The organism is Vibrio owensii CAIM 1854 = LMG 25443 (assembly GCF_000817815.1).
Lineage (GTDB): Bacteria > Pseudomonadota > Gammaproteobacteria > Enterobacterales > Vibrionaceae > Vibrio > Vibrio owensii.
The window spans coordinates 1-13,182 of sequence record NZ_JPRD01000010.1 but is presented as its reverse complement, the minus strand read 5'-3'; the positions used below and the strand labels follow the sequence as shown (position 1 = coordinate 13,182).

Annotated in this window: 10 protein-coding genes; 8 read left to right on the top strand and 2 right to left on the bottom strand. The window is 45.8% G+C overall.

The features are described 5' to 3' along the window. Window positions 1-74 precede the first annotated feature (74 nt). Both H735_RS04930 and H735_RS04925 read left to right on the top strand, forming a co-directional pair. A complete protein-coding gene (locus H735_RS04930; protein ID WP_020196940.1) occupies window positions 75-305 on the top strand; it encodes a hypothetical protein in 231 nt (76 codons plus the stop codon). A 200-nt stretch (window positions 306-505) separates the two neighbouring features. Further along, a complete protein-coding gene (locus tag H735_RS04925) occupies window positions 506-805 on the top strand; it encodes a hypothetical protein (protein WP_005438842.1) in 300 nt (99 codons plus the stop codon). A gap of 143 nt (window positions 806-948) precedes the next feature. Here the strand turns inward: H735_RS04925 and H735_RS04920 are convergent, their stop codons facing one another. Then, the gene (locus tag H735_RS04920; RefSeq protein ID WP_020196941.1) at window positions 949-2,010 is read right to left on the bottom strand and encodes a LacI family DNA-binding transcriptional regulator; all 1,062 of its coding nucleotides are present in this window, start codon (window positions 2,008-2,010) and stop codon (window positions 949-951) included. A gap of 232 nt (window positions 2,011-2,242) precedes the next feature. On the opposite strand from H735_RS04920, the gene H735_RS04915 reads away from it, so the two are divergent. The 4 genes from H735_RS04915 to H735_RS04900 all read left to right on the top strand — a co-directional run bounded on the left by H735_RS04915 (window position 2,243) and on the right by H735_RS04900 (window position 9,564). After that, a complete protein-coding gene (locus H735_RS04915; RefSeq protein WP_020196942.1) occupies window positions 2,243-4,345 on the top strand; it encodes an alpha-galactosidase in 2,103 nt (700 codons plus the stop codon). Between the two features lie 133 nt (window positions 4,346-4,478). Next, window positions 4,479-6,200 carry a solute:sodium symporter family transporter gene (locus H735_RS04910; protein WP_005438848.1) on the top strand — a complete coding sequence of 574 codons (1,722 nt, stop codon included), beginning with the start codon at window positions 4,479-4,481 and terminating at the stop codon, window positions 6,198-6,200. Between the two features lie 524 nt (window positions 6,201-6,724). Further along, window positions 6,725-8,191, top strand: coding sequence for an HD domain-containing phosphohydrolase (locus H735_RS04905; protein ID WP_027726772.1), 1,467 nt, complete (start codon window positions 6,725-6,727; stop codon window positions 8,189-8,191). 182 nt (window positions 8,192-8,373) lie between these two features. After that, a complete protein-coding gene (locus H735_RS04900) occupies window positions 8,374-9,564 on the top strand; it encodes an amino acid aminotransferase (RefSeq protein WP_020196944.1) in 1,191 nt (396 codons plus the stop codon). 119 nt (window positions 9,565-9,683) lie between these two features. On the opposite strand, the gene H735_RS04895 is transcribed toward H735_RS04900, so the two are convergent. Further along, on the bottom strand, window positions 9,684-10,325 hold the full coding sequence (locus tag H735_RS04895) for an outer membrane beta-barrel protein (protein WP_020196945.1): 642 nt from the start codon (window positions 10,323-10,325) through the stop codon (window positions 9,684-9,686). Between the two features lie 218 nt (window positions 10,326-10,543). Here H735_RS04895 and H735_RS04890 point away from each other — a divergent pair, with 218 nt between their 5' ends. Then, window positions 10,544-12,433 (top strand): DUF294 nucleotidyltransferase-like domain-containing protein, encoded by a 1,890-nt coding sequence (locus H735_RS04890; RefSeq protein WP_020196946.1) that lies wholly within the window; start codon window positions 10,544-10,546, stop codon window positions 12,431-12,433. Window positions 12,434-12,441: 8 nt separating this feature from the next. After that, on the top strand, window positions 12,442-13,161 hold the full coding sequence (locus H735_RS04885) for a 3'-5' exonuclease (protein ID WP_020196947.1): 720 nt from the start codon (window positions 12,442-12,444) through the stop codon (window positions 13,159-13,161). Window positions 13,162-13,182: the final 21 nt, after the last annotated feature.

Below are 13,182 nucleotides of genomic sequence, written 5' to 3'. Positions count from 1 at the left end.
ATATCAATTCCCGTTACGAAATGAGAATTTATGTTCCATACTTTCAAAGGCATGAAATTCTGCGGGAGGAAATGATGAAAATGTTTACGATGGATGACCTCTCTTATCGAGGTGTACATAAAGGCGTTCACAGTTGGGATCACCCAGAAGGCAACAACCCTTACTACTGGCATCCAGACTGGCTTCACATTGCAGAAGACGCACTGGGTGTTCACCCTAAGGCTGAGTTAGAGGTACCTGAGGGTGAAACCGCGACAGAAGAACATGCGAAAGCGGCGATCATCAAACATCTGAACGGGCAATAGGGTAAATTAAGTACCTATTTTTCAGGTGGTTATTGCCATGAAGAATCAATAAATCTATCTGAATGAGAGCTGTGCAGCGGATTGGATTATTTATCAGCAAGATAAATCGATAGCAGTCACATTAATTCCGATAACATCTGTTACATTTATAGTGTAATGGTGACGCACACCTCAACTCATGACTATGAGAGACGATAATAATGACGAAATACAACGAAAACGATATCCAATACAAAGGCGAATCTAACGGTGTTCACTCTTGGAGCACTTCGTCAGGTCAGCCTTATTACTGGCACCCAGATTGGCTGCACGTAGCTGAAGACGCAACAGGTTCTCACCCTAAGCAAAAACTAGAAGTAGAAGCCTCTGAAGCGCCAACAGAAAAGCATGCCCTAAAAGCAATTCTTAAACACATGAATGACTGGGCAACAGGTAAGCTGTCTTCTAACCCAGACATCGAAACCAATGCACACGAATCTGAAATGAATCTGAAGAAATAAGCTCTGCGCTTGTTAACATCAGAGACAAAAATAGAGCCCCGCAATGTCGGGGCTTTCTTCTGTCTGCCGATATCATTTTTGGCCTAGTTTCACTCCAGCCAACATTGAACTTTCAACGATTGGCTCAGTGACAAAAAAGTCCACTATGGTAACAAACGGCGAATGTTCTCTAAGTGCGCCAGTATTTCTTGCTTGTCATAAAGTGTATCCGCCTTTGCTGATGTGCTTTGCCGTTCAACCAAGCTGACCGGCAAGACTTCTGGCACAACGCCTTGCCCTTTCTCCATCTGGCTCAGTACAAGTTTGACCGCCCTTCGTCCAAGTTCATTAAAATCTTGCTTAACCGTCGTCAGAGGTGGTGAGAAAAACTGGCTGTCTTGAATGCCATCGAACCCAACCACAGACACGGTTTTAGGTACATTAATACCCGCCTCCGAAAGCGCGCATAACACGCCAAGCGCCATTTGATCATTCGCCACCAATACAGCATCAAAAGGTACACCTTTTAACACGGCGTCTTTAACTGCGTTATAGCCACTGGCTGCTTGCCAATCCCCCTCATAGTACGCCGCTTGCACCAGTTCATGTTGCTGAATCTGTGATTGCCACTCTTGGTAACGAATCTGAGAAGCGGTGGATGCCTTGGGGCCAGAAATGCACACAAAGGATTCGCGCTTGTGCTCAATCAAATGAGAGATAGCCAAATTTGCCCCAGCTTTATGATCACAACTGAGAGAGTTGACGGGTGTCCCCTCTGGAACATCAATAAAAACCAACGTGAGCTGACTGAACTGCTCCACTAGATTCTCTGCCATCTCTCTGGTTACCGGGGCGTTGATGATAATGGCGTCAACTTGTTGGGCAATAAGCTCTCGGATTGCACTACGGAATTCCTCAATGGAGTTGTCACCTAACACTGCCAGCGCCGTCGCGTAATCCATCTCGTGCGCTTGGTTGCGAACGCCATTAGCAATAAGAGCCACTCCGTGCAGTGAGATATCCAAAGAGACAATACCGATGATCCGCGACTTCGCTCGGCTCAACATTTGTGCCCCTTTGTTCGGCACGTATCCAAGCTTTTTGATTGCGTCGTTAACTCGCTTTCGTGTTTCTTCTGCGACGTTATCCGCGCCGTTGGTTACGCGCGATACGGTTTGCGTCGAGACACCTGCTAACCGTGCAACATCTTTAAACGTGACTGCCACTGCGTTCTCCTATTCTGATTTACTGTTCACTCTACCAAATTCATCCGAATGTTCTCGTGAACAATGTCGTAAAAAACATGAAAAAATGTTCCCGAAAACAGCAGATCTAGCACACAAAAGTGCGTTCTAAAACCTGTTCAAAGTCACATTTAAACGGCTATTTAATCGAAATAAAACCAAACGAGCGCATGATTATTTGCAAATTAAATGTTTGCGAAAACAGAGAAACAACATGCAAAAAATTGTTCACTTAAAATCCAAGAATCACAGCATGATCATTAAAGTGGATCGTGTTCCTGAAATCCTTCATTGGGGCGCAAAGATCGCTCAAATCGATCCCGATTTAATGCTCTCAACCGAACGTCCGATCTCGCAGGCTCGTCTTGATGTCGACGTACCCTTATCACTCTGTCCTGAGCTTGGTAGTGGTCACTTTAATGCGCCTGGGATTGAGGGGCATCGCAATGGCGAAGACTGGGCGCCAGTGTTCACAACCACATCCATTGAGCACGATGACAACAGCGCGACATTTACTCTGCAAGATGACATCGCTGGTCTTGAATTATTGATTGAGCTACAACTGGACTTTAACAGTGATGTGGTACAAAAACGCATCACCGTAACAAACACGACTGCTGGTGAGTATTGCTTGGGTAAGCTCTCCTCTACTCTGCCACTTCCTAACCATGCAAACGAGCTGATGACGTTCCACGGGCGTTGGTGTCATGAGTTTCAAACTCAGCGTTTAAGCTTTGAGCATGGTGGCTTTATGCAAGAAAACCGTCGCGGTCGCACCTCTCACGAAAACTTCCCAGGTTTGTTCGCGGGCACTAATGGCTTTAGTGAACAATTGGGGCAAGTTTGGGGCTTCCATCTTGGTTGGAGTGGTAACCACCAACTGCGTGCCGATGTTCGTAGTGACGGTCGTCGCTTTGTTCAAGCTGGTGAACTGCTACTGTCTGGTGAAAAACGTCTACAAAGCGGTGAAACCTACCAATCACCATGGCTTTACGCGACATACAGTAACTTGGGTTTGAATGGAATATCAGAGCGATTCCACGAGTTTGTTCGTGCCAATATTATTCAATTTCCAAACAACAAACCTCGCCCTGTTCACTTAAACACGTGGGAAGGCATCTACTTCGATCACAAACCTGAATACATCATGCAGATGGCAACCGAAGCTGCCGAGATGGGTGTCGAGCGCTTCATCATTGATGATGGTTGGTTCATAGGTCGTGATGGCGAACGCGCTGCACTCGGTGACTGGTACTTGGATGAAACAAAGTACCCAAATGGTCTTGAGCCTGTCATCAAGCACGTAAACAACAAAGGCATGGAGTTTGGTCTTTGGGTTGAGCCAGAGATGGTCAGCCAAGACTCAAATCTATATCGCCAACACCCAGATTGGGTATTAAGTCTGCAAGGCTACCACCAGCCCTCCGGTCGCTGGCAATACGTCTTGGATTTGCAAAACCAAGATTGCTTCAACTACCTGTTTGAACGTTTGAATGACTTACTGACTCGTTACAACATCGGCTACCTGAAATGGGACATGAACCGTGAATTGGTTCAACCGGGGCATCAAGGTAAACCTGCTGTACATGGTCAAACGAAAGCGCTTTACCGCTTGCTGGACGAGCTTCAAGCAACACACCCTGCGGTTGAAATTGAGTCTTGCTCTTCGGGTGGTGGTCGTATTGATTTTGAAATCCTTAAACGCACTCACCGTTTCTGGGCTTCTGATTGTAACGATGCGCTGGAACGTCAAGCGATTCAGCGTGGTATGAGCTACTTCTTCCCACCTGAAGTCATGGGCGCTCACATTGGTCCTGCAGAGTGTCACTCAACCAATCGTCGTCATGCGATCAACATGCGTGGTGTGACAGCGTTAAGTGGTCACATGGGTGTGGAGCTCGATCCAGTAAAAGAAAGCGCGGAAGAAAAGCAAGCGTTTGCTCATTACATTCAACTGCACAAACAGTATCGCGATTTGCTTCATTCGGGACGTACTTTCCGCATCGACCCTGCCGATCAAAACCAGAACATCTATGGCGTTGAGAACGGACAAGAGATGCTGATTACGGTGTGTCAGTTAGCAATGCCAAATCATGCGCTGCCATCTCCACTTCGCGTTAGCTGTGCGGATGAAAATGCCCGTTACGAAGTCAAGATTGTTGAAATGCCAAAAACCAGCTTCCAGTTGATGAAGCAACGTCCGCAATGGCTAGACAAAACCCTGACGTTAAGTGGCGATAACTTAAAGGAAATTGGGGGGACGCTTCCGATTCTCGACCCAGAATCGGCGCTCATTGTTCACCTTAAGAAAATTTAAACCTCTACCTGTACCCTCTAGCGACCGGGTTTCAACTTCGCGTTGTTCCTGATAAAACACTCCTATACGCGCTAGAGGGACACCCTGCAACTAACAAGCAAAACTTAATTGCTTAACTTGTTAAGGAAACAAAATGTCTATTACAGTATTACTTTCGTTCTTGCTGTTTACAGGCTTTGTTGTGGTGTTCACTTACAGCAAAGTTAAAAACGATAAAAACACCTCTCAAGACGGCTTCTTCCTTGGTGGACGAAGCTTAACAGGCGGTCTGATTGCCAGCTCCTTGATTCTAACCAACCTGAGTGCCACCAGCTTTGTTGGTATGAGCGCGCAATCTTACACCCACAACATGAGTGTGATGGGCTGGGAAGTGGCATCTGGCGTTACACTGGTTATCATTGCGCTGCTGCTTGTCCCACGCTACCTTAAGCAAGGTATCACCACTATTCCTGACTTCTTAGAAAGCCGTTACGACATGTCGGTGAAGAAGTTCGTTACCCTGTTGTTCTTGTGCCAATACGTCATCAACATTCTTCCTACCACTCTTTACGCTGGCGCGGTGGTACTGGGCGAAATCTTTGATGTGCAAGGTTTGCTGGGTATTTCTGAGTTCAGCTCTATCGCCCTTATTTCTGCCACTATTGGTTTGCTGGGTTTCTTCTACGCGATTTACGGCGGTCTAAAAGCCGTGGTAATTGCAGACACGATCAACGGCGTAGGCTTGATCACCGGCGGTTTGATGATCCCTGTATTTGGTCTGATGGCATTAGGCGGCGGTAACTTTATGGAAGGTTTAGACGTATTGCTGACGGCCGCCCCAGAAAAGCTGCAATCCGTAGGTAAAGAGACCGACCCACTGCCGTTCTCTACCCTATTCACAGGTCTATTGCTGGTCAACTTGTACTACTGGGGTACTGACCAATCAATTATCCAACGAGCACTTGGCGCGAAAAACCTGAAAGAAGGTCAGAAAGGTGTGATTCTCGCGGGTGCGATTAAAGTTATCTCTCCACTGTTTCTAATCATTCCGGGCATCATTGCGTTCCATATGTTTGGAGCAGATGCGGGCAACCCAGATACGATGTACACACGCTTGGTGAACGAAGTATTGCCTAAGCCGCTTGTTGGTTTCTTTGTTGCAGTCATGTTCGGCGCTATCTTGAGTACCTTTAACGGCGTATTGAACAGCTCAACCACCTTGTTTGCTTTGAACGTTTACAAACCATTATTTGGCAAAGACAAATCGGATGAGGAGTTAGTCGGGAAAGGTCGTATCTTCGGCGTTATCATTGCGATCATTTCAGTCTGTATTGCCCCTTTCATCATGTACGCACCAGAAGGCTTGTTCCAATACCTACAAATGGTTGCTGGCTTCTTTAGTGTGCCTATCTTCACTATCGTGTTTGTGGGCTACATTTCAAAACGTGTTCCAGCTATTGCCGCTAAAGTTGCTTTGGTCGTGTTTGTTAGCTCTTACGCTGCGATGCAATTGGTCTTTGGTACACCAATTCACTTCCTACACCAATTGGCGATTCTATTCGTCGTGTGTACTGCGTTGATGTTTGCGATTGGTCACTTCATGCCGCGTGATACCGACTACGTAATGCCAGTGAATGAGAATATCGATGTGACGCCATGGTCATTCCGCTTTGAAGCATCAGCGGTCATCATCTACATGGTATTGGGCGCTTACGTGATGTTTTCAGACTTCGGTTTTGTCTCAAGCGATCCAACTATCATGCAAGTGTACGGCTTCTGTGGTCTGGTGTTGATGTTCGGTGTGGTTTCTAACTACTTCATCAAACGCAGAAAGCACAAAGAAGTGTCAAAGCTTAATGACATGTACATGCCTTAAGTCGACATAGATTGCACACATAAAAATCGGAGCACTGGCTCCGATTTTTGTTTTCTACCGAAACTTCGTCATCAACAACGAGCTTTTGAGGAAAGAAATGTCTCTTCGAGGTACTTTTTAACCTTTCGGATTTTTCGAGGTAAACGCAACATCGAAAGAACAAATACATACAGAAGAATGATTTGAATAAAACATTAAATAAATTACACGAATACATCATCAGACCTTATAAAACCTAGAAATCTCGATATTCATGCAATCATCTCTTCGCCGGCCTGTTCAGATCAATGAAGCCCCTTTTAGGCAGCGTCTAATTGCGGTTTTACTTTCAAGTTAAAGATACACCCCGTTTCCCTTTCCCTCTCCATATAGCGCTTAATGAAATCTATCGCTAGAATCGCAGGTCTTTGATTTTACAAGTGACAGATCAATCAACAGCATCGATAACATAACCAAATTCCTCTCTAGAAGCGCAACCAAGAGTGAAAATAATGATGTTGAGGATGTTCCTAGAAAGGTTAATCATGGCGAATACTAACTACAACGCACCGCTTACATTGCAACTTTATTTGGCCGCTGCATTCTTTTTTGGCACCTATGGCGGACGCGTATGTCCAATGCTCAGTACGCTCAGCGTTTACGAAGTCATTTTGCACTGCGCCGTGGTGTTTACTTTCATCTATTTAGTGCGCCACTTTATTCTCGCAACACACCCGTTAATTGCACAAAACCGCCAAGCTAAGCTAGATACGATTTTATTTACTGCGGTTAGCATCCCTTTCGCGGCTTATTACAACCTTCAGTATGACTTTACGTTCGATAGTAATGTAAAGGTCTTGTTTGGCATGGGGCTGTTTGGCTTCCTGACAGGTTCTATCCTCCAACTGCAAAGCAAGTTGTCTCAATTTAATGACTTGCGCCAGCAAAACCAATTCGATTTTGTCCTCTCAGGGCAACGTCAATCTATGGTCAAACAGATGATCGGAATGATGATCGCTTTGCTGATTACCTTAACGGCGATTTTGACCATGGTCGCTGTAAAAGACATTTATTGGCTAGAACAGAATCCGGAACAAATCGCCAATGGATTAGGGAAAATTAGTTTCATTAAGGAGCTGGTTTACATAGCTCTTGTCGTTGGTGGATATGTGATCGCGATAATGATTCTTTGGACTCGCTTAATGCGGAAGATTTTGTTTAGTCAAGAACAAGCATTATTGGAAGTCACTCAAGGCAAGGTGACTCAACGCCTTCCTATATTCCAACATGATGAGCTTGGCTCAATGGCCTGTCTCACCAACCAAATGCTAGACAGCTTGCAAGTTTCGCAAGACGAGGTGAAAACGACGCGTGACGTTGCCATTGTCAGCCTATCCGCCTTGGCAGAATCTCGCGATAACGAAACTGGCGCGCATATTATGCGAACGCAGGAATACGTCAAAGTGCTGGCAGAGCACTTAAGCCAGTTTGAACAACATCGTATGTTACTGACTCCCAATTACATTGAACTGTTGTATAAATCGGCTCCACTTCACGACGTGGGTAAAGTCGGCGTGCCTGATAACGTCTTACTCAAACCGGGGAAATTGACCGGTGAAGAATTTGAGATCATGAAGGGTCATGCTGAAATTGGTGCCGAAGCGTTGTCAATTGCAGAAAAACAGCTAGGAAGTAGCTCATTTTTGCGAGTTGCGAAAGAGATCGCGCTAACACACCACGAAAAGTGGGATGGAAGCGGTTATCCGAACCAACTTTCGGGAGAAGCAATCCCACTATCTGGTCGACTCATGGCGTTGGCAGATGTCTACGACGCGCTGATTTCAAAACGCGTTTACAAGCCAGCGTTCAGTCATGACAAGGCGAAAGCGATCATTCTGGAAGGCCGTGGCAAACATTTCGACCCTCAAATCGTCGATGCTTTTCTTGCTGTCGAAACACAATTTCAACAAATCGCTCATCAATATCAAGATGAACAAAACATAGCCGCTTAGTTACTTATCCCCCCTCTTATAACGCATCTTAAGAGGGGTTTTTATGTCAAAAGCATTGGTTATGTTAGATTTCTGTTTCAAATCAAAACTTTTTTAAGTTTTCTTTTCACTAACTGTTGTAACGAATATTGCTGAAAGGTATAAATGTCAGCAGACCCCTTCGATTAACATGGATGAAGATTATGTTTGAAAAAGTAGTTGCCGCTCCGGCCGACCCTATTCTTGGACTCACTGAAGAGTTTAAAAAAGCTGCTCGCGCTGAAAAAATTAACCTAGGCGTTGGTATTTACAAGAACGAACAAGGCGAAACCCCTGTTCTTGCGACTGTTAAAAAAGCCGAAGCCGCACTGATTGAAACTGAAAAAACCAAATCTTACCTAACAATCGAAGGTACAGCAGAATACGGTCTAGCAGTGCAAAAACTGCTTTTCGGCGCAGATGCTGAAATCGTTGCTGGTAAGCGTGCTAAAACAGCACAAGCACCAGGTGGTACAGGCGCTCTGCGCGTTGCTGGCGAATTCATCAAGCGTCAACTTGGCGAAGTGAAGATCTGGATCAGCAACCCAACTTGGGCAAACCACAACGGCGTGTTCACTGCTGCTGGCATTGAAACCGCGCAATACAGCTACTACAACGCTGAAACAAAAGACAAAGACTTTGATGCGATGCTGACAGATCTGCAAGCTGCATCAGAAGGCGATGTTGTTCTTCTGCACGGCTGCTGCCACAACCCTACTGGTATCGATCCAACGCCAGAAGAGTGGGAAACACTGGCTAAGCTAGTAGCAGACAAGAAACTGCTTCCTCTATTTGACTTTGCATACCAAGGCTTCGCGAAAGGCGTAGAAGAAGACGCAGCTGGCCTTCGTATTTTCGCGAAATACAACAAAGAAATCCTTGTAGCGAGCTCTTTCTCTAAGAACTTCGGTCTTTACAATGAGCGTGTAGGTGCGTTCACTCTAGTTGCCGAATCAGAAGAAGTAGCGACAACTGCATTCTCGCAAGTGAAAGCGATCATCCGCTCTATCTACTCTAACCCACCAGCGCACGGCAGTGCAGTTGTGACTCACATTCTTGGCGATGCAGAATTGCGCGCAGAATGGGAAGCTGAAGTAGCAGAAATGCGTGACCGTATCCAAGAGATGCGTGAGCTGTTCGTTGCAACTCTGAAAGCAGAAGGTGTAGACGCGGACTTCAGCTTCATCGAGCGCCAAAACGGTATGTTCTCGTTCTCTGGTCTATCTAAAGAACAGGTGAACCGTCTGAAGGAAGAGTTTGCAATCTACATTGTTGGCTCTGGCCGTATCAGCGTAGCAGGCATGACGAAGTCAAACATGGGTCCTCTATGTAAAGGTATCGCTGCGGTTCTATAATCGTCCTCTAGCGAAAACCGCTTAAAAAGAGAAAAGGTCAGCAATTGCTGACCTTTTTAGTTTCTGCTGTTTTGTTTAAAACACCGCGATAGAAATCGCGATGTTTTTATCTTCTGCTACTAGTAAATAAACTTGAAGCTAATGCCTACTTCATTGATATGATCAGAAGGTTGGCCTTCATAATCCGTATCGCGGAATTGGTAGTAAAGTCCAGTACCGATAACATGATGCCACTGGTAGTTGAAGCCAATTTTGTAGTTGTTCTCGTCAACAATATCGCTGCGGTTTAAATGTACTTCCGCCGTAGCCATTAGCTTCTCGCTGAATAGATAATTCGCACCGATGGTGACACCTTGAATAAACTCACTGTCAGATGAAATGGTGCGGTCTGTGTTATCATCCGTTGCTTTCGCTTTAATCGCACCAAGGCCGTAAATACCATACACATCAACCTGCTCATTGATGCCATAACGATAACCACCACCAAACATTAAACGGTCAATGCGCAAAGTGAAATCGTCTGGGTGGAAAAATTGTGCGGAATAATCCACATTGAGCAGCCAGTTATCACGAACCAAATAATTGCCACCCAACCCTAGCGTCGTGGCGTTGGAATTATCCAGCCATTCTTCATTTGTGGTTCCGGCACCGACATCTAAATTGATATGCTCGTAACCAAATTTTTCTGCTTGTTCTGCTTCTGAGGCAACGCTCATTATTGGTAATGCTACAAGAGGTGCAGCGAGTAATAGTCTTACCATTCTACTTCCTTCCATGAGTGTCATCCAAAACTCTTCTATAAACGCCATTGTATTGATTTAATTCGGCATCTTGATGACAGCGTAGCCGAATTAATTAGGATTTGCCGTGCGACTTGTCTGAATCTTATCATTGCGCACGAAAAACAGTGATCCGATAAGATTCTGTTTTAAAACTAAGTTAAGATTACCCTATCACTTGCAAACCAAAAGGCACCTTAATGGAAGCAGAACTTCTCGAGATATATAACTTTCTCGCCAAGTATCCCCCATTCAACGAGCTTCCGGAAGAAACGCTCACCAAAGTGACAGAGAACATCGAAATCTCTTACTACCGTCAAGACACTCCTATCATTCATTTCGGCGATCAGATCCACGATCTTTACATGGTTCGTAGCGGTGTGGTTGAAGTCTATCGACGTAAAGGTGAACTGTATAACCGGCTCGACGAAGGCGACCTTTTTGGTCAGATGGGTCTTCTTACCAACAACAAAGTTCGCTTCCCTGTAAAAGCGATTGAAGACTCCCTGCTCTACTGCATTCCTCAAGATATCTTCCAAGAACTGTACGATAACTTCGATTCATTCGCAGATTTTGTTGAAGTAGAAAACAGTGCTCGTTTGCGCCAAGCAGTTTCAGAGAACAACGACGCGAACGATCTAACGACCTCGAAAGTAAAAACACTCCTGACACGTGACGCGCCAACCATCGAGCGTGGCCAAACGATTCAAGAAGCCGCACAATTAATGGCGCAAGATAATGTGTCATCACTGCTGATCGTTGACCCTGATTTTGTGCTCGATGAAGACGATCCACAATCCCCTGTCGTCGGTATTATCACTGACCGCGATTTATGTACCCGGGTCTTGGCAGAAGGTTTGTCGCCTCTCGATGAAGTATCAACGGTCATGACGACCGAGGTTATCTCACTCGATCACAACGCTTACGTTTATGAAGCGATGCTGACCATGCTTCGTTACAACGTTCACCACTTGCCAGTTGTAAAAGATCAAATGCCTATTGGCATCATCGAAGCGACCGACATTGTTCGTTACGAATCGCAAAACTCGTTGTTGTTAGTAAGTAGCATCTTCCAACAACAAACCATCGAAGATTTAGCCATTGTCGCTGACGAAGTGAAAAGCAGTTTTGTTCGTCTGGTTAACGAAGACGCCAACTCTCACATGGTTGGCAGCGCGATGTCAGTCATTGGCCGAAGCTTCAAGCAACGCCTACTCGAAATGACAGAAGAAGAATTGGGCCCACCGCCAATCCCTTATTGTTTCCTAGCCCTTGGTTCTATGGGCCGTGATGAGCAGCTATTGGTCACAGACCAAGACAACGCCATCATTCTCGACGATACCTATCAAGAGGAAAAACACGGGAAATACTTCGAAGCACTCGCGCAATACGTTAGTGATGGTTTGAACGTGTGTGGCTACAAATATTGTACCGGTGACATCATGGCGACCAACCCAGAGTGGCGCATGACACGTTCAGAGTGGGAAGCGTGCTTCGCCGATTGGATTGACGATCCGAATCCAAAAGCCTTGCTCAATGCGTCTATCTTCTTCGATTTGGATGGCGTTTATGGGCGCTTAAAATGGGCAGAACAATTAACGAGCTTCATTGTTCGACGCGCGCGTAAGAACAACCGCTTCCTCGCGTGCTTGGCTCGTAACGCGTTGAACCGAACCCCACCACTGGGCTTCTTTAAAGACTTTGTGATGGAAAAAGATGGCCAACACAAAAATTCAATCAACTTAAAACGTCGTGGCACAGCTCCTCTTGTGGACTTGATTCGTGTTCACTCGCTGGCGGTGGGGTCACGCGCTCAGAACTCATTTGAACGACTCGATGACATCATTGATGCAGGCATTTTGCCGAAAGGCCGTGCTCAGGATTTGAAAGACGCGATGGAGTTCATCTCTATGGTACGTATCCGTCACCAAGCGATTGATGTCGAATTGGGTATTGAACCAGATAACAACATTGAACCTGAAAATCTGTCGGACTTCGAACGCCGTAACCTAAAAGATGCGTTCCAGATCCTCAGCAATGGTCAGAACTTCCTTAAGTTCCGTTATCAGGCCAGCAACAAGTTTAAGTGAGGCGTGGAATGATAAAAAAGTTGTTTCAAAAGCCGACCATTCAATGGCATACCAAGTTTCAACACAAGTTGGAGCAAGCGAAAGATGATCGGTTAATTGCCTTTTATGGCAAGGCGTTACCCGCGCCAGAAACCCCGCTGTCCCAAGTGGAATTCGTGGCACTCGATTTCGAAACCACGGGCTTAAATCCGCAGAAAAATGGCATCATCACCATTGGTTTGGTGCCTTTTAATCTCAACCGAATTTTCTTGCGCCAAGCGAAGCACTGGAAAGTACGCCCACAAGAAAAACTCGATGAGGAATCGGTCATCATTCACGGTATTACTCACAGTGAATTGATTGACGCTCCGGATTTGGGTGAGATTCTCGGGCCATTACTTGAAAGCTTGGCGGGAAAGATTGTCGTAGTGCATTACCGCCGTATTGAAAGAGAGTTTCTCGCTCAAGCGTTGCGCACTCGTATCGGCGAAGGCATTGAGTTCCCTGTTTTGGATACGCTGCAAATTGAAGAAGACATTCAACAAAGAACATCTGGTGGTTTGTGGAATAAGCTAAAGGGTAATAAGCCGAAATCCTTACGTTTAGCACAATCACGACGTCGTTATGGCCTCCCGGATTACACGCCACACCATGCGTTAACGGATGCCATTGCCACCGCTGAATTACTTCAAGCGCAAATTGCCCACCACTACAGTGAAGAGCAACCCATCAGTAGCTTGTGGCTGTAGCGAAGCGAGAAGCGAGAAGCG

What these genes read in the sequence shown, in the direction of transcription:
- H735_RS04885 (WP_020196947.1), top strand. Translation starts at nt 12,442, where the DNA reads ATGATAAAAAAGTTGTTTCAAAAGCCGACCATTCAATGGCATACCAAG.
- H735_RS04900 (WP_020196944.1), top strand. Translation starts at nt 8,374, where the DNA reads ATGTTTGAAAAAGTAGTTGCCGCTCCGGCCGACCCTATTCTTGGACTC.
- H735_RS04930 (WP_020196940.1), top strand. Translation starts at nt 75, where the DNA reads ATGAAAATGTTTACGATGGATGACCTCTCTTATCGAGGTGTACATAAA.
- H735_RS04910 (WP_005438848.1), top strand. Translation starts at nt 4,479, where the DNA reads ATGTCTATTACAGTATTACTTTCGTTCTTGCTGTTTACAGGCTTTGTT.
- H735_RS04895 (WP_020196945.1), bottom strand. Translation starts at nt 10,325, where the DNA reads ATGGTAAGACTATTACTCGCTGCACCTCTTGTAGCATTACCAATAATG.
- H735_RS04905 (WP_027726772.1), top strand. Translation starts at nt 6,725, where the DNA reads ATGGCGAATACTAACTACAACGCACCGCTTACATTGCAACTTTATTTG.
- H735_RS04925 (WP_005438842.1), top strand. Translation starts at nt 506, where the DNA reads ATGACGAAATACAACGAAAACGATATCCAATACAAAGGCGAATCTAAC.
- H735_RS04890 (WP_020196946.1), top strand. Translation starts at nt 10,544, where the DNA reads ATGGAAGCAGAACTTCTCGAGATATATAACTTTCTCGCCAAGTATCCC.
- H735_RS04915 (WP_020196942.1), top strand. Translation starts at nt 2,243, where the DNA reads ATGCAAAAAATTGTTCACTTAAAATCCAAGAATCACAGCATGATCATT.